This window comes from Thalassotalea coralli, from assembly GCF_055786205.1.
The window spans coordinates 51214-69814 of record NZ_JBVVBK010000003.1; the positions used below are offsets into that span (position 1 = coordinate 51214).

Here is an 18601-nt window from a genome sequence, read left to right on the forward strand (position 1 = left end):
ACGTTCATATTCACTTGTACATTTGATGGTAAGTAAGCTAATGGCAAACGAAAGTAAGCACTTTCAGTCTCCACAAGACAAAGCTGAAAACGTTAGGCGATTCTGGCAGACCGGCGAGTTTTCTTCCTTCTTAGGTAAAGACGGGGTCAACATTGCCTTTGCTAAATTTATTCATCAACAACCAAAAGCTTGCATCGCCATTTCCCCAGGCAGGTGTGAGGGTTATTTAAAGTATCAAGAATTTTCTTTTGAGCTATTTCAATTAGGTTACAGCATTTTTGTTATAGATCATCGTGGTCAAGGTTTATCTGGTCGCATGACCAAAAACCGCCAAAAAGGTTTTGTTGTTAATTTTGATGACTACGCGGAAGATCTTAACACCTTTATTAGTGAACATGTTTCAACATACTGCCCAAGTAACAGTAAACCCTATCTACTCGGTCACTCCATGGGAGGCGCTATTGCCATAAGAACCCTTCAACTTTTTCCATCGCTAGTTGAAAAGGTTTTGTTAAGTTCACCTATGGTCGCGATTGAAACAGGCAATGTTCCACTATGGCTCGCCAGAAAAGTCGCTAATACCGGAGTTGCCATAAACAAGTGGTTAGCAAAAGAACCTTGGTATTTTTTCGGACAAAATGATTATCAACCAAAACTCTTTGGTGATAATGAATTAATGCACTCGCGAGAACGTTATGCGTGGTTTATCAATTTGTATGAAAAGCACAGCCAGTTAAAGCTTGGTGGCGTTACTTTTAATTGGTTAGCCCAAGCATTAGATAGCAACAATCGTATATTTAAACAAATCGCAAAAATAGAACAGCCTATAACATTACTACAAGCAGGTGCCGATACTATTGTTAACAATGACGCACAATTTAAGTTTGTTAATCAACTCAATAAACATGGCAAAAAGGCAACACTTTTTACTATTGATGATGCACGCCATGAACTGCTATTTGAACTCGATATTTATCGAAATCAGGCACTTCACTACATCGAAAAATGGTTAAGTGAGGAATAGCTACTACGATTAGCCCATTAACACTTCTAAACAGGATCATGATGTATGATGACTTCGGCGTTTTCGAACCTGTCAACCAGCTTCTGTTGAACGTCATCACCAATTTGATGTGCGGCTGTTAAGGTTTGGGTTGCATCTAACTCTAGATGAAGTTGAATAAAGCATTGATGCCCAGCTCTTCTGGTTTTTATACCGTGTACCCCACGAACATTGCCGTTTGCCATCACTATCTTTGTTAACTCATCGAGTTCGTTAGGGGAAAGTTGCTCATCCAATATTTGCGAAAGACTTTTTCGCGTAACCGTAATTGCGCCATAGCCTAGCAATAGACTTACGAGAATCGTAAAAACCCCATCAACCCAATAAATTTCGTAAGCCATTAATATCAAAGCAACAAGAACGCCCACATTCAGTAGAACGTCTGATTGATAATGTAAGCTATCAGCCTCAATTGCTAACGAGCCCGTTTTTTTAACCACTCTGCGTTGATAAAGTACTAACCCCAAGGTCATTATTAACGTTAATACGGTAAGCGCCATACCTACGCTTGCTTGCTTAATCGGTTGCGGGTAAGCAAGCTTTTCAATACCATGCACGAGTAAAAGCAAAGCAGAGCCAAGGATAAAAGCGCTTTGACACAAACCACCGACACTTTCTGCTTTACCATGACCAAAAGCGTGGTCTTCATCAGCAGGTCGGGTTGCTATTGAAACAACAAATAAACTTACTGCAGAAGAGAATATATCAAGCATAGAGTCGGTCGCCGAGGCTAATACTGCTGACGATTGCGTGCTATACCAAGCGTATATTTTTACTAATAGCTGAATAACCGCTACCAGCACGGCAATACGAGCAGCAAGCTTTACTTTATTCGCGTAAAGGTTTGCGTTTTCCACCTTCAAATTCTCCTAACTGCACTATAACAATGGTAGCAAAGATTTTATCTTGTTAAGAGTATCGGTATAATCTCGCTCATATAATATTTTCACAAGGCAAGTGCATGCTGGACGTCGTTTTATTCCAACCTCAAATACCACCTAACACAGGTAATATTATTCGCTTGTGTGCTAATTCAGGCTTTAGGCTACACCTTATTGAACCGCTAGGCTTTGATCTAGATGACAAAAAGCTTAAACGAGCGGGTTTAGATTATCACGAATTTGCCGCTGTTAAGCGTCATGCAAGTTACGAAGATTTTGTCGCCAATGAAAATCCCAATAGAGTGCTAGCAATTACCACAAAAGCAACTAACTATTACGGTGACGTTCATTTTCGCGAAGGTGATTATTTATTGTTTGGTTCAGAAACTGCTGGTTTAACAGAAGAAGTTAGAGCACAAATTCCTGACCAAGATAAGATTAGAATTCCAATGTTAGCCGATAGCCGCAGTATGAATTTATCTAATGCAACTGCAGTTATCATTTATGAAGCGTGGCGACAACTAGGCTTTCCTAACGCCGTTTAGCATAAAATGTCAGCCTTTACTGTGCGTAAACACAAGAGCTTACTTACAAAGCGCTAATACCAATTTATATGGTATAAGGCTGACTATTCGAATTTTCGATCTCTAGAAAGCAGGTCTGAAGCTGCTTGCTTGGCATTTTTGCCTTGATAAAGTACTTGATAAACTTGTTCAACGATAGGCATTTCTACACCGACACGCTGCGCCAACATATGTACCTCTTTGGTATTGCGATAGCCCTCAACAACTTGACCAATGTCTTTCATCGCTTGTTCAACGTCAATACCTTTGCCTAACGCTAAACCAAAACGTCGATTTCTAGATTGGTTATCAGTACAGGTCAAGACTAAATCGCCTAATCCGGCCATTCCCATAAAAGTGGTTGGCTCGGCATTTAATGCTTCACCTAGTCTAGTCATTTCAACTAAGCCACGTGTGATTAAGGCTGTTCGTGCGTTTGCACCAAAACCGATACCATCCGCCATACCTGCACCGATAGCAATCACATTCTTAACCGCACCGCCAAGTTGTACACCAACAAAATCTTGGTTGGCATAAACACGGAAAGTTCTTTCACAGTGAAGCAGCTTTGATAAATCATCAACAAAAGACTGCTCGGTTGCTGAAACTGAAATAGCAGTTGGTAACCCTGCAGCCATTTCTTTAGCAAACGTAGGGCCTGATAATACTGCTAAAGCAACATCTTCGCCAAGGACGTCTCGTGCAACTTCCTGAAGTAAGTTACCCGTATCCGGATCTAGCCCTTTAGTCGCCCAAGCAACGCGGGAATTAGCCGTTAAGTAAGGCGCAATTTTACGTAACGTTTCAGAAAAAGCATGGCTTGGCACCACAACTAAAACAGTGTCAGTCGATTGAACAGCAGCGACTAGATCATCAGACAGTACAATGCTTTCAGGAAATGTTATGCCTGGCAAATACTTGGCATTTTCCCTATCTTGCGTCATCTGGGTTACATGACTAGCGTCTCTGCCCCAAAGTATTGTTTCGTGCCCATTTCGAGCTAAACAAATAGCAAGTGCAGTACCATAAGAGCCTGCACCTAATACTGCTATTTTTGCGCCTTCAAGTGCCATTAGTGTGTTTCTGCGCCTTCTGGAGCACCTTGCTGTGCCGCACGTTGTTGCATGTAATTTGCAAATAACGCGTCAAAATTAACAGGTGCAAGATTGATTTGAGGGAACGACCCTTTAATCACTAAGTTAGACACTGCTTCTCGAGCATATGGGAATAAAGTAGCAGGACAGAAAGCACCAATCGTGTGAGCTAATTGGGCTTCTGGCATATTACCAATTGTAAATATACCTGCTTGTGCAACTTCCGCTAAGAAACCAACTTTTTCACCTGATTTAGCCGTTACTGTTAGTGCCAATACGACTTCATAAGTATCGTTAGCTAACTTGGTTGAACGCGTATCGATATCTAAGTGAATTTCAGGTGTCCATTCAGTTTGGAAAATTTCTGGTGAGTTTGGCGTTTCAAAAGAAACGTCTTTGATATAAACACGTTGAATTGCAAATTGTGGTGCTTGCTGCTCTGTACCTTCTGTACTGCTTTGGTTTTCATCAGCCATGGTCTTATAATCCTATTGATGCATGTTAAATGCTTATTTAAATTTACGGTATTTTTCGTTAACTGTTTGCTAGTAACTCGTCTAATTTTCCTTGGGCATATAACGCATATAAATCGTCGCAGCCACCAATATGACGGTCACCAAAAAAAATCTGCGGTACTGTATAGCCACCATTGCTGCGCTCAATCATTTGCTCGCGCAACTCAGGATTACCGTCGATTTTGATTTCTTTGTAATTGACATTTTTTTTATCTAGTAACATTTTTGCTCTCATGCAAAAACCACAAGTGACTTTCGTATAAATTTCAACAGTCATATTTAGCAATTACCTTTTAATGTCAACTATTTATTAGCTACAGGAAGCCCAGCCCCAATCCAAGCGTTCATGCCACCTTTTAGCACGTTAACTTGAGCAAAGCCTGCTTTGACTAGCTTATCTGCTGCGCCTGAGGCAGTAACACCAGCAGCGCATACAAGAATAATGGGTTTGTCTTTAAATTTTTCAAGGCTTGTTAATTCACCTTTGTTGATTTTTTCATTAGCAACATGTTTCGCATCGAGAATATGTTTAGTTTTAAACTCTTTCTCTGTACGGATATCAACAACAACGCCAGACTCTTTGTTCACTACAAAGGTAAGTTCTTGTGGCGACAATTGTTTTACCGGTGACATTTTAATACGAATGCTCACCACGATAACCGCTACAAATATACCTACCCACGCAGCTGTTAACATTGGGTGGTTGCCTAAAAACTCGATAAATTGGTCCATACTACCTTCGTCAAGTATTCCTGATTAAAAATTGCCGACAGTATACCTATACCTAGGAGGATTTTCACATAAATTACTTTTTTATCTTACTTGTAACAGAAAATCCTTAACATCGAAGCTAATTTTCTAGAGCAATTGCACTTATACATTGGTATAATTGCTAACCAGTTATTAGAAGTAACCAAAGTCAACAGAGAGCCAAAATGCCAAGTAAAAAGCCTATTGTATTAGTTATTTTAGACGGCTGGGGATACAGAGAAAACCCAGAGAACAACGCAATTTACCACGCTAATACGCCAGTATTAGACAAGTTAAATGCACAATATCCGACTATGTTAATTGGTACTTCAGGTATGGCTGTAGGCCTTCCTGATGGTCAAATGGGTAACTCAGAAGTGGGTCATGTAAATTTAGGTGCCGGACGTATTGTTTATCAAGACTTTACCCGAATTACCAAAAGCATTGACGATCAGGAGTTTCAAGAAAATGCTGCACTTACAGCCGCGGTAGATAAAGCTGTTGCTGCCGATAAGGCAGTACATATTTGCGGCCTGATGTCACCCGGTGGTGTTCATAGCCACGAAGATCATATTTTTGCGATGATAGAGCTAGCTCATCAACGCGGTGCGAAAAAGATATATCTACATGCATTTCTAGACGGAAGAGATACACCACCGAAAAGTGCCGAACCTTCATTGCAAAAAGCACAAGACTTATTCGCTACTATTGGCACTGGACAAGTAGCATCAATCATTGGTCGCTACTACGCAATGGACCGTGATCAGCGTTGGGAGCGCGTTGAATCTGCTTATAACTTGATCGTAAATGGTGAGGCAGATTTTACATTTGACTCCGCTGTTGAAGCATTAGCCGCTTCTTATGATAGAGATGAACGAGATGAGTTCGTTAAAGCAAGCGCTATCTTAGATAACAATGGCCAAGCAATTGCCATGGAAGATGGTGATGCGATGATCTTCATGAATTTCCGAGCTGACCGTGCTCGCCAGTTTACACGTGCTTTCGTTGAGTCTGACTTTTCAGGGTTTAACCGTCAACGCGAAGTAAAATTAGCTGATTTTGTTATGTTGACTGAATATGCAGCCGACATCAAAACAAGTTGTGCATTCCCGCCAGCACCACTTAACAATGTATTGGGTGAATGGCTAGAAAAGCATAACAAAACTCAGTTGCGTATTTCTGAAACTGAAAAATATGCTCACGTGACTTTCTTCTTTAGCGGTGGTCGTGAAGATACATTTGAAGGTGAAGAGAGAATTCTTGTACCTTCTCCACAAGTTGCTACATACGACTTACAACCTGAAATGAACTCAGCAATACTTACCGACAAGTTGGTTGCGGCAATCGAAAGCCAAGACTACGACTTTATTGTTTGCAATTACCCTAATGGCGATATGGTGGGTCACACAGGTTCCTACGATGCCGCAGTAAAAGCCTGTGAAGCTGTTGATACTAGTTTAGGTCGTGTAGTGGAAGCGTTAAACAAGGTTGGTGGTGAATGTTTAATTACGGCAGATCATGGTAATGCAGAGCAAATGGTCAATGAAGAGACAGGTCAAGCACACACTGCACATACTTGTGAGCCTGTACCTTTGATATACGTTGGTCGTCATGCGACGCCAACATCTTCAGGATCATTGCAAGACCTTGCGCCAACCATTTTAAACTTAATGGGCTTGGAACAACCTGCTGAAATGACCGGTTCTAATCTTATGGTAATTGATTCATAATAATCGAAATTTTTCGATTACTGTGAATCTATGACCGATATTAAACGCATAAGCAAATGGCAGCTGGCAAAGGTATGCTTTGTCAGCTTAATTTGTGCTACTGCAGCTTTCGGTCAAGAATCAGGCGCTCAACAAGACACCTCTAAGCAACTTAAAGAAGTCAAAAAAGCCATTGCCGCTGAAAAGCAGCAAATCAATCAAACGAAGCTAACCAAAGAGCAGCTAACCAACGAAATAAAAAAAGACGATTTCGCTATCGCTCAGTCAGTTAAATCCCTTGCCGACACGGCAAAACGTATCGACACAATTGAGCAAAATATCGCTACCCTGAAAAAACGTTCTGCAACATTAACTAAAGAAAAACGATTACAAGAATCTCAACTGGCAGCTCAACTGCGTTCAGCCTACAGCGCAGGATATCACGATTACCTCAAGCTTTTATTAAATCAAGATCAAGCCAATCAAATACAACGTAACTTAAGCTACTACCAGTATTTAAATCAAGCTAGGCAGCAACAAATCACAAACTTTCAAGCCACTATTGAAGAACTCAATCAAGTGCAGATAGAACAAGCAGAGCAAGTTGCATCATTAGAAAACAATAAGAAAAAGCAAATAGCCGACAAACGCCAACTTGAAAAACGCAAAGGACTGCGCCAGCAACGCATTGCGGCTCTAAACCAGAAACTGCTAACAGCAGAACAACAACTTGCGAAACTCGAAGCTGAAGAACAAAGTTTAGTCGAAGCGTTGGAACGCTTGGCTAGGTTAAGCCGGCAATCTGCTGAGCTCAACGGGTTAGGAAAATTGAAACGACAATTGTCTTGGCCAGTAAAAGGCAAAGTCATTAAATCCTTTGGCTCTAGAAAACAGGGTTACTTAAAATGGAAAGGCGCGCTCATTCAATCCCCTGTCGGTCGTACTGTCAGTACAGTACACAATGGAACGGTATTGTTTTCAGACTGGTTGAAAGGCTATGGCCTAGTTATCGTTGTTGACCACGGTAAAGGCTACATGAGCCTATATGGTCATAATCAAGCATTGTTAAAAAATGTTGGTGATAGAGTAGAAACTGGTGAGCCCATTGCACTTGTTGGGCAAAGTGGCGGTCAATCTCAATCCGGCCTCTACTTCGAAATTAGGCACAATGGTCAAGCCGTAAACCCTAAGCTTTGGTGCCGCTAGTTGACACTTCATGATTGCTTATCAATAATGACCAATACATTACTTGCCTAACACTAATACTAATAAATAATGTTTAGGGTTTTTACATCAGTTATTGGTTTTCTGATTTCAATGCTTATCGCACCTGTTGCGCTGGCGGACACTGCTCGTGTCGCCATTATAATCGATGATATTGGCTACAGAAAAACCGACGCCCTTTCTTTACAACTGCCAGGCGAGATCACGTTTGCCGTTCTACCACAAACACCTTTTGGTAAATCTATAGCGACTCAAGCACATGCAAGTAATCGGGACGTATTAATTCACGTACCGATGGAATCAGAGTCTGGAAAATTGTTGGGACCAGGCGCACTAACGTCGGATATGGATGAAAGCGAAGTACGCCACGCATTAACATTAGCATTAGAAGAGCTTCCTTTTGCCAAAGGGATTAATAATCACATGGGCAGTAAGTTAACATCTCAATACTCGCCTATGGTGTGGACCATGCGCTTTTTACAAGATAAAAACTTACTTTTTGTCGACAGCTTGACCACACAAAAAAGCAAAGCAAGCACCATAGCTAAATCTCTAAACGTGCCTAGTTTAAGCCGTCGCGTATTTTTAGATAATCAGTTAACGCCTGAATACATAGAAGGCCAGTTTTTACAAATGATGCGATTAGCAAAGAAACATAAAAATGTTGTGGCAATCGCCCATCCTCATCCCGAAACAATTCAAGCACTTCATCAACTTATCCCTAAGCTAGAAGAGCAAGGGATTTCACTAGTTGGTATTAGTCATTTAGTTCCTCGCCAAGAGATAATTAGTATAAATAGACAAATCACAGATTAAGCGCTTGATATAACACCTTACCCTACGTAAAATTCCGCCTGAATTTCAATTAAAAGACAGTTTCTATGAAGATTACGGTATTTGGCACAGGGTATGTGGGTTTAGTGCAAGCGGCAGTACTTGCATCGGTTGGACATGAAGTTGTTTGTGTCGACATAGACGAAGCAAAAGTAAACCAACTTAAGCAAGGCATCATCCCAATATACGAACCGGGATTACAATCCATCGTAGAACAGACTTATCAAAATGGTCAGCTTTCGTTTACTACCAGTGCGAAAGAGGGTGTAGAACATGGCTTATTACAGTTTATTGCCGTTGGTACGCCACCAGACGAAGATGGCTCAGCTGATCTAAAGTATGTATTGAAAGTGGCTGAAACTATTGCGCTTGAAATGCAAGAAGAGAAAATCGTCATCAACAAATCAACCGTTCCAGTGGGAACCGCTGATTTGGTTAAAGAAAAAATTGATCAAGTATTAGCTGAACGCAACGTACAGATTGACTTTGACGTTGTGTCGAATCCTGAATTTCTAAAAGAAGGTGCAGCGGTTAACGACTGCTTGAAACCAGATCGCATTATTGTCGGTACAGAAAACGATAACACTAAAGCGGTGATGCGAGAACTGTACGCACCGTTCAATCGCAATCACGACAAAATGATCATAATGGATGTTCGTTCTGCAGAGCTAACCAAATACGCTGCCAACTGTATGCTAGCAACAAAAATCTCATTCATGAACGAGATGTCCAATTTAGCAGAGCGTTTAGGTGCAGATATTGAAGCTGTTAGACACGGTATAGGCTCAGATTCGAGAATTGGTTATCAATTTATTTATCCTGGCTGTGGTTATGGTGGTTCATGTTTCCCTAAAGATGTTCAAGCTCTAATAAGAACCGCCGAAGAAATTGAATACCAGCCAGCTCTTTTACAGGCTGTTGAATCCGTAAACGTTAGACAAAAACAAAAACTGTTCAGTCACGTTAATAATTACTTTGACCAAGATTTGACTGGAAAAACAATTGCAGTTTGGGGACTTTCATTTAAGCCAAACACTGATGATATGCGTGAAGCTTCTTCAATAGAATTAATGAAGTCGCTTTGGGATGCTGGCGCACATGTCAAAGCCTTTGATCCCCAAGCTATGGAAGAATGCCAACGTATGTTTGGCGATCAACCTTTACTTGAACTCGTTGGAACAAAAGAAGCCGCTCTAAAAGGAGCAGATATTCTTGTTATTTGCACTGAGTGGAGTCAGTTTAGAGCACCAGACTTTAATTTCATCAAGCAACAACTCACACACTCGGTAATCATCGATGGTCGCAACTTGTATGATCCACAATTGATGATAGACAAAGGTATTCAATATTTCGGTATTGGCCGAGGTGAAAGCGTCGAGAAATTTAACGCGTGAGAGTACTAGTTACTGGCGCAGCAGGCTTTATTGGCTTTCATGTAAGCCAAAAGTTATGCGAGCAAGGCATTGATGTTGTCGGTTTAGATAACATCAATGACTATTATCAAGTTTCTTTAAAGAATGACCGTTTAAAGCAGCTCGAACGATTCGATAATTTTACTTTTGTTAAACAAGATATCGCAGATCATCAAGCGTTACTTGAACTATTCGAGCGTAACCGTTTCGATCACGTCATTCATTTGGCAGCGCAGGCCGGTGTTAGATATTCCTTAGACAACCCCTTTGCTTACAGTCATAGCAACCTAACTGGTCATTTATCTGTATTAGAAGCTTGCCGACACTACCCAGTTAAGCATTTAGTATACGCCTCTTCTAGCTCGGTATACGGTAACGATAGCGAAGTGCCTTATTCTACAAATGCAAGAGTTGATAACCCAGTATCTCTGTATGCTGCGACTAAAAAGTCTAACGAATTAATGGCGAGTACTTACGCGCACTTGTATCAGATTCCAGCAACGGGCCTGCGGTTTTTTACCGTATATGGTCCTTGGGGAAGACCGGATATGGCGTTGTTTAAATTTACTGAAGCAATTTATCAAGCAAAACCAATTGATATCTTTAATCATGGCAAATTATCTAGGGACTTCACATTCATTGATGACATCGTTGACGGCGTGTTAGCAGTGTTAGCGCTTCCGCCTACAGGCAAGCAACTACACCAAGTACATAACATTGGAAATGGTCAGCCAGTTAGACTCGAAGATTTTGTCTCTTCAATTGAAAAACACACAGGCAAAACAGCTATTAAGCACTACGTTGACATGCAGCCTGGTGATGTTTACGAAACATATGCAGATACAAGCGCCCTTATTGAAAAGACGGGATTAAGACCTAAGGTCAACATCGATGAAGGTATCGCTAAATTTGTTCAGTGGTATAAAGATTATTATCAAGTGTAAACGTGAGCAGACGTCAGTTAAACAAGGTCTGCTCATACACGACCTAAAACCGGATATTGTTTTTCTTTAATAGCTCTTTTACGTGCTTGATGGGTATAGCGTAAGTAATACCACTAGGGTTTGTAATAACTCCTTCTTTCGTTTTTTGCACGAATACTTTATTTATCACTCCAACCGCTTCGCCTGTTTCAGCATCATAAAGTGCGCTGCCGCTGTTACCAGGATAAGCTGTTGCGTCTAATTGGTAGACCAGGTACGGATCTCTTAGTCTCCTTAACGTCGCAATATTCATTTGCTTGGCATCGATAACAGGGGTCACTGTTGGGGTAACGCTAGCAATAATTCCTCTATGCGTCACTGGATATAAACCTAAAACTGACCCGATTGGAAAACCAGTAAAAGCAATAGCACGACCTTCATCTATATAAGAATCGGCAGCCATAGTAAAAGCAGGTAACTTTCCTTGTTTCAATTTTAAAATCGCTAAATCATATTTAGCCGATGAGTCGACTAGCGTAGTTTTGTGAACGACAGCATCTTTTCCAGAACCGCTAAAAACCACAATTTCTTGCAGTAGCTCATCATCTAACTCTTCAGGCACAACATGATGATTGGTCACAATATATTCTCCATTGCCAATCACAAAACCAGACCCATTTAAGCTATTTTGAGGGCGCCCCGTTGGTGTAAATACACCAACCCCAACGACGGCAGGTTTCACTTTCTTTATAGTTTCGGGCAATACCTGAGCTGAAGCACTGTAACCCAAAAGACAAAAAAAGATAATAAGTATATATTTCAAAGAGCTAAACACGTAATTTCCCTTTTTTTAAGCTATTTTTATTCCCAATTAGGCAATATCGTAGTTTATTTACCATAATTATACCGATAACAATAAGTTAGTTTAGGTGTTTTATACAATGGCAAAAAGGAAAATAGTTCCAATCCTAGCAGGGGGAGGAACTCGACTGCCTGCTCACGTAGGCATTTTGCAAGCATTAGAAGAGTTCGATATAAAATTTGATCATATTGTCGGTGTATCTGGTGGCAGTATTATTAGTAGTTTGTTTGCTTCAGGGTTATCTCTTTCTGAAGTCAAACATATTGCACTAAATACTGACTATACCCAATTTAGAGGTTTTTCTTTGGTCAAGCTCATTCGAAATGGCGGGTTAAGTTCTGGTGATGTATTTGAGCGCTGGATTGACCGACTACTTCAAGGAAAAACTTTTAAAGAATTAGACTACGACTTACATATAGTCGCGACCGATGTCGCTCGAGGAAAGCCGGTAATTTTTGACAAAAAGAATACGCCAGACGTTAAAGTGTCGCTCGCCGTGCGCTTCTCAATGTCAATACCTCTCGTTTTTAGCTTTAAGCGCTTTAAAGAGCACTTAATGGTAGACGGTAGTATTTTGTCCGAAGATGCCTTGCACCGCGATTGGGCTGACGACGGCACTCCAGTCATATGCTTTAGATTAAAGGGCGACTATGAATACGACGAAATCAAGGTAAAGGGCATGTTTCCGATCGTTCAATACGTCAGTTTGCTCATTCGTACCTTTATGACCACAATTTCACGTGAATATATCAATGAAGCTTTCTGGCACAACACGGTTGTTGTTAACACCGGGCTTTCCTCAGCCGTTGATTTCAATATGACCACCGCACAAAAAGAGGCCTTATACTTCAAGGGGTATCACACAGCGAGTAAGATCATACCAATAAAAGTCAATGCACTTGCTTTAGATATAGATAATTAAGTTTGTACATTTTATTATCCTGTTATGGGCTGGGCGTCTAGCATAGGCTCTTTATTTATATTAACATAGCATCAACAAAAAGAGCCTAGATACGCTGTAAACTTCAGGAAGAAAAATGACAAAATTTGTGCATGAGCTTGTCGATTTTGGCCGACGTAATTTTGCCAACAAAGCTGCATTGGTTCACAAAAGCGATGCTATCAATTATCTAGAGTTATCAGAGCAAATTGACACAATTGCCAGCGGTTATTGCCAGCTTGGGCTTTCTCGATTTGATCGCATTGGTGTTTACTTGCACAAAACTTTCACGACTGTCACTAGCATGTTCGCTGCAAGTAAGATGGGTGGTGTTTTTGTGCCAGTTAATCCAATACTTAAAGCGCCTCAAGTTGTCCATATTGCGACTGATTGCGATATTAAGTTACTCATTACGAATAAAGCTCGTTTTGCGCAATTAAAAAATGTTATTGAGCAGATGCCGGCGTTAGAGCATGTCATTTTAGTGGACATTAACGAGCCTCATGAAAGCCAAGAAGCCCATGTAACGGTATTAAGTTGGTTAAGTTTTTCTGAGCGATGCACGGATAAAATTTCGTCTGCTCCAGTAACGAGCCACGATATGGCTGCGATTTTATATACTTCAGGTAGCACCGGAAAGCCAAAAGGCGTTGTATTATCTCACCAGAATATTGTTTTAGGTGGCCACTCGGTTGCTGAGTATTTAGAAAATACCGCAGACGATGTAGTACTCGCCGCCTTGCCATTAAGTTTCGATTATGGCTTTAGCCAATTAACGACTAGCTTCTCTGTAGGCGCAACCTGCGTTTTACTCGATTACTTATTACCACAAGATGTGTTGAAAACAATCGACAAACATAAAGTCACAGGCTTAGCAGCCGTACCACCTTTATGGGCGCAATTATGTAAGCTAGATTGGCAGGCTTATGACACCAGTAGCATCCGATACTTTACTAATTCAGGTGGCGCACTCACGTTGGCAAACTTAGCTGTTTTACGCGAACGATTACCTCAAGCAAGCCCATATTTAATGTATGGTCTAACAGAGGCGTTCCGTTCAACCTATTTACCGCCTAGCGAAGTAGATAACCGACAAGGCTCGATGGGTAAAGCCATACCTAATGCTGAAGTACTGGTAATAAATGAGCATGGACAAGAATGCCAAGCAAATGAACCTGGGGAATTAGTACATTTAGGACCATTGGTAAGCCTTGGTTATTGGAATAATCAAGAAAAAACAGATGAGCGCTTTAAACCTGCACCATTTAAAACGAAAGGCTTGATTCTGCCTGAGATTGCCGTTTGGTCAGGTGATAAAGTGCGAAAGGATGAACAAGGCTATCTTTACTTTATCGCTCGTCAAGATGAAATGATCAAAACTTCTGGCTATCGTGTGAGCCCAATGGAAATTGAAGAAACATTATATCAACACGAGAGCATCGTAGAGGCTGCCGTTGTCGGCGCTAAGCACGAAGATTTAGGGCAAGCTATCATTGTTGTCGCATCGGCAAAACCTAATACCCAGCTAGAAGAACAAGACGTCACTAAATTTTGTCGTAGTCAACTGCCTGCCTACATGGTGCCGCTAAAAGTCATTATCCTTGATGAGCTTCCGCACAATGCTAACGGTAAAATAGATCGAAGTTTATTAAGTAAAACCTATCAAAATTTCTTTATGGAACAAGCATAACATGGCCGCAATTCACGAAAATATGGATCAATTTAACCGCGAAGGAGAACAACTTCTCGTTGGTGGTAAAACGTTAGCTCAAGTAGAAAGCTTGGTGGGAAATACACCTTTTTATGCTTATGACCGCAAAGTCGTTAGCAAGACAATAGATAAATTGAAACAGGCATTACCTGAGCGAATTAGCCTGCACTTTGCTATTAAAGCAAACCCTTACCCTCCTCTTGTCCACTTTATGAAAGACTTGGTTGACGGTTTTGATGTTGCTTCAGCAAAAGAAATGCTACTCGCCATTCAAACAGGCATGCCAGCTAATGAAATTAGTTTTGCTGGGCCCGGAAAAACTGTTGCCGATATAAAAGCTTCAATCATTGCCGGTATTACTTTGCATACCGAATCAGCCAATGAGATTGCAAAGGCCGTTGAAGTAGGTAAAGCGTTGGCGATTAAGCCAAATATTGCGATTCGCGTGAATCCTAGCTTTGAATTAAAAGCTTCGGGTATGAAAATGTCAGGCGGCGCTAAACCTTTTGGTATTGATGAAGAATTATTGCCAGACTTGTTAGCATCGCTTGATTACGAAGCCATTAATTTTAGAGGCTTTCATATATTTTCAGGCTCTCAAAACCTAAACGTTGATGCAATCATCGAAATGCATAACAAAACCTTCGATTTAGCAAGTCGCCTAATTGAGCTAACCCCAGTCAGTATAGATTATGTCAATATTGGCGGCGGCTTAGGCATCCCGTATTTTCCTGGTGACAAACGGTTAGAGCTCGAAGAAGTTAGCAGTAATCTAAATGCACTATGCCAATCGTATACTTCATTAGAGAATATTGAGCTCATTATGGAGTTAGGTCGATATCTAGTGGGCGAAGCGGGTATATACGTTTCAAAAGTTGTCGATAAGAAAGTATCTCGTGAAACCACATACGTTGTGTGTGATGGCGGTTTGCATCATCACCTAGCAAACTCCGGAAACTTTGGACAAGTTATCCGCAAAAATTACCCTGTAGCATTAGGTAACAAAGCCTCAGGTGTGGAAGAAAAAGTCAATATTGTTGGGCCACTTTGTACCCCTCTAGACATATTGGCAAATAGCGTGACCTTACCTAAAGCAGAGGAAGGTGACTATGTTGTGGTATATCAATCGGGGGCTTACGGGCCTAGTGCAAGTCCAAAAGACTTCCTAAGCCAACCGCAAGTATTCGAAATTTTACTGTAGTAAACGAAAATGTCATAAATTAAGTAATGTATTTTCGGGATATACTGTTATATTTAAGATTAGGTATTATAAGACTTTATTGGACTAATGAGCGAATATTCAATTGCTAAGAATTTTGATCAGTATTTTAAGATCAGATTCGCCAGCACCAAGGACTTGCAAAAGGAAGCTTACAAGATTAGGTATAGCGTCTATAGCGATGAATTGGGTTGGGAGCCAAGTAACGAAGAAAAAATAGAAACCGACGAATGCGACCCTTACGCTTACCACTGCTTATTAGAGCATAGACGTACAGGCGTGTATGCAGGGTGCATAAGACTTATTATTCCACCTGCAAATGACAAATCAAAGCTACTACCTTTCGAAGCCAACTGTTTATCGAGTGCGCGTAAAGAAGTGCTAGATACAACTACCCTACCTCGAGGTGGCTTCGGTGAAATCTCTCGTCTTGCTGTTCTTTCAATGTTCAGGCGCCGTGAACAAGAAAAAAATCAGCCATTCATCATTAACTCTGTTAATCCCGCGACAGCGTACTCAGAAGAAGAGCGACGTAACTTCCCTAATATCGCTATTGGATTGTATTTAGGTGGTCTAGCACTAGCCGCCATGTGTGATCATGTTGGTATCATGGTGATGATGGAGCCACGATTAAACCGCCGCTTGCAGCGCTTTGGCCTCCCCTTTGAGCAAATCGGTGATGAAATGGATTATCACGGTCGTCGTGCTATGTTCTACCTTAAAAGAGAAAGCTTTTACGTAGAGCTCAACGAACAAATGCGCGAACTATACGATATTATCGAAAAAGAACTCGCCGAACAGATAGTGCTCAAAGGCTATGACGAAAACACGAGCTTCAGAATCCCTGAAATAAATTAAATTAAAAACAAGCGATAGGTACCGACATGTCGAATCAATTTGACTACGACTTAGCGTTTTCTCGTAATATTGGGTGGTTTACTGAAAACGAACAAGCAACTTTACGAAGCAAGTGCATAGGTATTGCAGGTATGGGCGGAGTTGGGGGCGATCACTTCCTCACCCTTGTTCGCATTGGTATCGGCAAATTTAAAGTCTCTGATTTCGACGAATTTGGCTGTGAAAACACCAATAGACAAGTAGGTGCTAACGTTACCACTTATGGTGAAAAGAAGCTCGACACCATGGTAAAAATGGCGTTAGAGATCAACCCTGAGCTTGAAATTGAAACCTACCCCGACGGCATTAACAGCGACAATATAGACGACTTTCTAGAAGGCGTAGATTGTTATGTCGATTCACTCGACTTTTTTGCGATAGATGCGCGAAAACTCGTCTTTAGTAAATGTGCAGAGAAAGGCATTCCAGCAACAACGGCTGCGCCTATAGGCATGGGCACCGCTTACCTCAACTTTTTACCAGGAAAAATGACCTTTGAAGAGTACTTTGGTATGGAAGGTCATACTGAGAACGAGCAGTATTTAAAATTCTTCTTGGGACTGACTCCTGCCGCATTGCAACGCGCATACTTAGTTGACCCAAGTACACTCGATTTAGCCAATAAAAAAGGCCCATCAACTTTTATTGGCTGCCAGTTAGCCGCAGGTGTAGCCGCCGCTCAAGTGGTGAAAATTTTCTTAAATCGTGGCGAAGTGCTCAATGTTCCTTGGGGGTTACACTTTGACGCCTACACCAACCAATACAAAAAAACCTGGCGGCCTGGTGGTAAGAATAATATTTTACAAAAGATCATGTACTCTATTGCTAAAAAACAAATGGGCATTTAGTTCATCGGCATTTAGAACACAGGTATAAAGGTTAACTTTTGATATTACAAGAAACTGAAAAAGACAGCTTATTAAAGGCCGCTATCTTAGCGCCATCGGCAGACAATAGTCAGCCTCACACCTTCTGTTGGAGAGAAAATGGCGATTTGGTTTTAGCCATCGACCCTACACGCTCAGGAAAAGCGTCTGACCAACGCTTTGTTCTATCAGATATAGCCTTAGGCACGGTCATCGAAAATATCGTGATTCAAGCGAAAGCGCTTAGATTACTCGCTAATGTTGATTTACTTCCAGATGCAGACCCTATGTCGCACCATGTAGCGACGATATCTTTTGAGAAACAAGAAGTAGTTGATAATGCAGATCAGCTTTTTGCCGATGAGATCCCCAAAAGATGCACCGACAGACGCTTCCCATTTAAAGGCCCGATAGAAAACAACTTGTTAGAAGAACTTTCTTCAGCAACACAGATAGCAGATTGTAGTGCAGCCTTCTTTAACGATAAAACAAATCGCAAGCAAGTATTGCCTATTATTCGTCAAGCAGAATCTATTCGCTTTAAAAGCAAAATATTGCATCAAGAGTTGTTCTCTACCATTAAATTTGATGAAGAAAAACCACTCGAAGGCATGCCTATTTCAACACTTGCTATTGAAGCCGTAGCCTTGCCATTTTTTAAAATGATGCGTAAATGGAAAACCATGAACCTATTCAACAAGTTTGGTGCGGCATCCATGTTAGGTTTGCGCTCTGTTTGGCTACCCATTGCGACATCACCTGGCTTAGCCCTCATCAAAATTCCAGGTAATAGTCGTCGAGATGTGATTAATGGCGGAAGAGCTATCCAACGCTTTTGGCTTAAAGCAAGTCAACTTGGCTTAGCTGTTCAGCCGTATGCGGCACCAGGTATTTTTTCTCTCGGTCATTTAAAAATAGAAGATAACCTTCAGCCTGCCATGGACGCCGTCGGTGAAAACATGAAATCAGTTGTGGGTGAAAACGACTATGGGCTGATGTTTTTGCGTTTCGGCTTTAACAAACCCGTTAAACATCGCAGTTTCAGAAGAACGCCAGACTCCTTTATGACAAACGATTGTTAATAATTCGCAAAATAATCTAAACATAAAAAAAGCAGCTCGACGCTGCTTTTTTTATG

The 18601-nt window shown here is 41.1% G+C and carries 19 protein-coding genes; 13 read left to right on the forward strand and 6 right to left on the reverse strand.

Annotated elements, in window-relative coordinates; genetic code table 11:
• Positions 1–40: 40 nt before the first annotated feature.
• Positions 41–1024, forward strand: coding sequence for an alpha/beta fold hydrolase (locus ACOB80_RS08500; protein WP_473165389.1), 984 nt, complete (start codon positions 41–43; stop codon positions 1022–1024).
• Between the two features lie 26 nt (positions 1025–1050).
• Here the strand turns inward: ACOB80_RS08500 and ACOB80_RS08505 are convergent, their stop codons facing one another.
• Complete coding sequence (locus ACOB80_RS08505) at positions 1051–1920, reverse strand: cation diffusion facilitator family transporter (RefSeq protein WP_473165390.1); 870 nt, start codon at positions 1918–1920, stop codon at positions 1051–1053.
• Between the two features lie 104 nt (positions 1921–2024).
• Here ACOB80_RS08505 and trmL point away from each other — a divergent pair, with 104 nt between their 5' ends.
• Positions 2025–2489 carry a tRNA (uridine(34)/cytosine(34)/5-carboxymethylaminomethyluridine(34)-2'-O)-methyltransferase TrmL gene (trmL, locus tag ACOB80_RS08510; protein ID WP_473165391.1) on the forward strand — a complete coding sequence of 155 codons (465 nt, stop codon included), beginning with the start codon at positions 2025–2027 and terminating at the stop codon, positions 2487–2489.
• An 83-nt stretch (positions 2490–2572) separates the two neighbouring features.
• Here trmL and gpsA read toward each other — a convergent pair whose 3' ends face one another.
• Genes gpsA through ACOB80_RS08530 form a run of 4 tightly spaced genes read right to left on the reverse strand, consistent with a single transcriptional unit; the run spans position 2573 to position 4848 of the window.
• Positions 2573–3580, reverse strand: a complete 1008-nt coding sequence (gpsA, locus tag ACOB80_RS08515) for an NAD(P)H-dependent glycerol-3-phosphate dehydrogenase (RefSeq protein WP_473165392.1) — start codon at positions 3578–3580, stop codon at positions 2573–2575.
• Positions 3580–4077, reverse strand: a complete 498-nt coding sequence (gene secB, locus ACOB80_RS08520; protein WP_473165393.1) for a protein-export chaperone SecB — start codon at positions 4075–4077, stop codon at positions 3580–3582. Before secB ends, gpsA begins: the two co-directional genes overlap by 1 nt.
• A 58-nt stretch (positions 4078–4135) precedes the next feature.
• Complete coding sequence (grxC, locus tag ACOB80_RS08525) at positions 4136–4393, reverse strand: glutaredoxin 3 (RefSeq protein ID WP_473165394.1); 258 nt, start codon at positions 4391–4393, stop codon at positions 4136–4138.
• Positions 4394–4419: 26 nt separating this feature from the next.
• Positions 4420–4848, reverse strand: coding sequence for a rhodanese-like domain-containing protein (locus tag ACOB80_RS08530; RefSeq protein WP_473165395.1), 429 nt, complete (start codon positions 4846–4848; stop codon positions 4420–4422).
• A 203-nt stretch (positions 4849–5051) separates the two neighbouring features.
• Between ACOB80_RS08530 and gpmM the strand changes: the two genes are divergently transcribed.
• The 5 genes from gpmM (at position 5052) to ACOB80_RS08555 (ending at position 10989) form a co-directional block, all read left to right on the forward strand.
• Entirely contained in the window at positions 5052–6596 is a 1545-nt protein-coding gene (gene gpmM / locus ACOB80_RS08535; protein ID WP_473165396.1) for a 2,3-bisphosphoglycerate-independent phosphoglycerate mutase, read from the forward strand.
• Between the two features lie 30 nt (positions 6597–6626).
• Positions 6627–7781: a murein hydrolase activator EnvC family protein gene (locus ACOB80_RS08540; RefSeq protein WP_473165397.1), complete on the forward strand. Its 1155-nt coding sequence runs from the start codon at positions 6627–6629 to the stop codon at positions 7779–7781.
• Between the two features lie 69 nt (positions 7782–7850).
• Complete coding sequence (locus tag ACOB80_RS08545; RefSeq protein WP_473165398.1) at positions 7851–8615, forward strand: divergent polysaccharide deacetylase family protein; 765 nt, start codon at positions 7851–7853, stop codon at positions 8613–8615.
• 65 nt (positions 8616–8680) lie between these two features.
• The gene (locus ACOB80_RS08550) at positions 8681–10027 is read left to right on the forward strand and encodes a UDP-glucose dehydrogenase family protein (protein WP_473165399.1); all 1347 of its coding nucleotides are present in this window, start codon (positions 8681–8683) and stop codon (positions 10025–10027) included.
• Positions 10024–10989, forward strand: a complete 966-nt coding sequence (locus tag ACOB80_RS08555; RefSeq protein ID WP_473165400.1) for an NAD-dependent epimerase/dehydratase family protein — start codon at positions 10024–10026, stop codon at positions 10987–10989. Before ACOB80_RS08550 ends, ACOB80_RS08555 begins: the two co-directional genes overlap by 4 nt.
• Before the next feature lie 43 nt (positions 10990–11032).
• Here the strand turns inward: ACOB80_RS08555 and ACOB80_RS08560 are convergent, their stop codons facing one another.
• The gene (locus ACOB80_RS08560; protein ID WP_473165401.1) at positions 11033–11803 is read right to left on the reverse strand and encodes a S1 family peptidase; all 771 of its coding nucleotides are present in this window, start codon (positions 11801–11803) and stop codon (positions 11033–11035) included.
• Positions 11804–11909: 106 nt separating this feature from the next.
• On the opposite strand from ACOB80_RS08560, the gene ACOB80_RS08565 reads away from it, so the two are divergent.
• The 6 genes from ACOB80_RS08565 (at position 11910) to ACOB80_RS08590 (ending at position 18545) form a co-directional block, all read left to right on the forward strand.
• Complete coding sequence (locus ACOB80_RS08565) at positions 11910–12752, forward strand: patatin-like phospholipase family protein (RefSeq protein ID WP_473165402.1); 843 nt, start codon at positions 11910–11912, stop codon at positions 12750–12752.
• A gap of 115 nt (positions 12753–12867) precedes the next feature.
• Positions 12868–14460 (forward strand): acyl-CoA ligase (AMP-forming), exosortase A system-associated, encoded by a 1593-nt coding sequence (locus ACOB80_RS08570; protein ID WP_473165403.1) that lies wholly within the window; start codon positions 12868–12870, stop codon positions 14458–14460.
• A gap of 1 nt (position 14461) precedes the next feature.
• Positions 14462–15682 (forward strand): pyridoxal-dependent decarboxylase, exosortase A system-associated, encoded by a 1221-nt coding sequence (locus ACOB80_RS08575; RefSeq protein WP_473165404.1) that lies wholly within the window; start codon positions 14462–14464, stop codon positions 15680–15682.
• Positions 15683–15769: 87 nt separating this feature from the next.
• Positions 15770–16558: a PEP-CTERM/exosortase system-associated acyltransferase gene (locus ACOB80_RS08580; RefSeq protein ID WP_473165405.1), complete on the forward strand. Its 789-nt coding sequence runs from the start codon at positions 15770–15772 to the stop codon at positions 16556–16558.
• Positions 16559–16584: 26 nt separating this feature from the next.
• Entirely contained in the window at positions 16585–17445 is an 861-nt protein-coding gene (locus ACOB80_RS08585) for a ThiF family adenylyltransferase (protein ID WP_473165406.1), read from the forward strand.
• A 38-nt stretch (positions 17446–17483) separates the two neighbouring features.
• Complete coding sequence (locus ACOB80_RS08590; protein ID WP_473165407.1) at positions 17484–18545, forward strand: hypothetical protein; 1062 nt, start codon at positions 17484–17486, stop codon at positions 18543–18545.
• Positions 18546–18601: the final 56 nt, after the last annotated feature.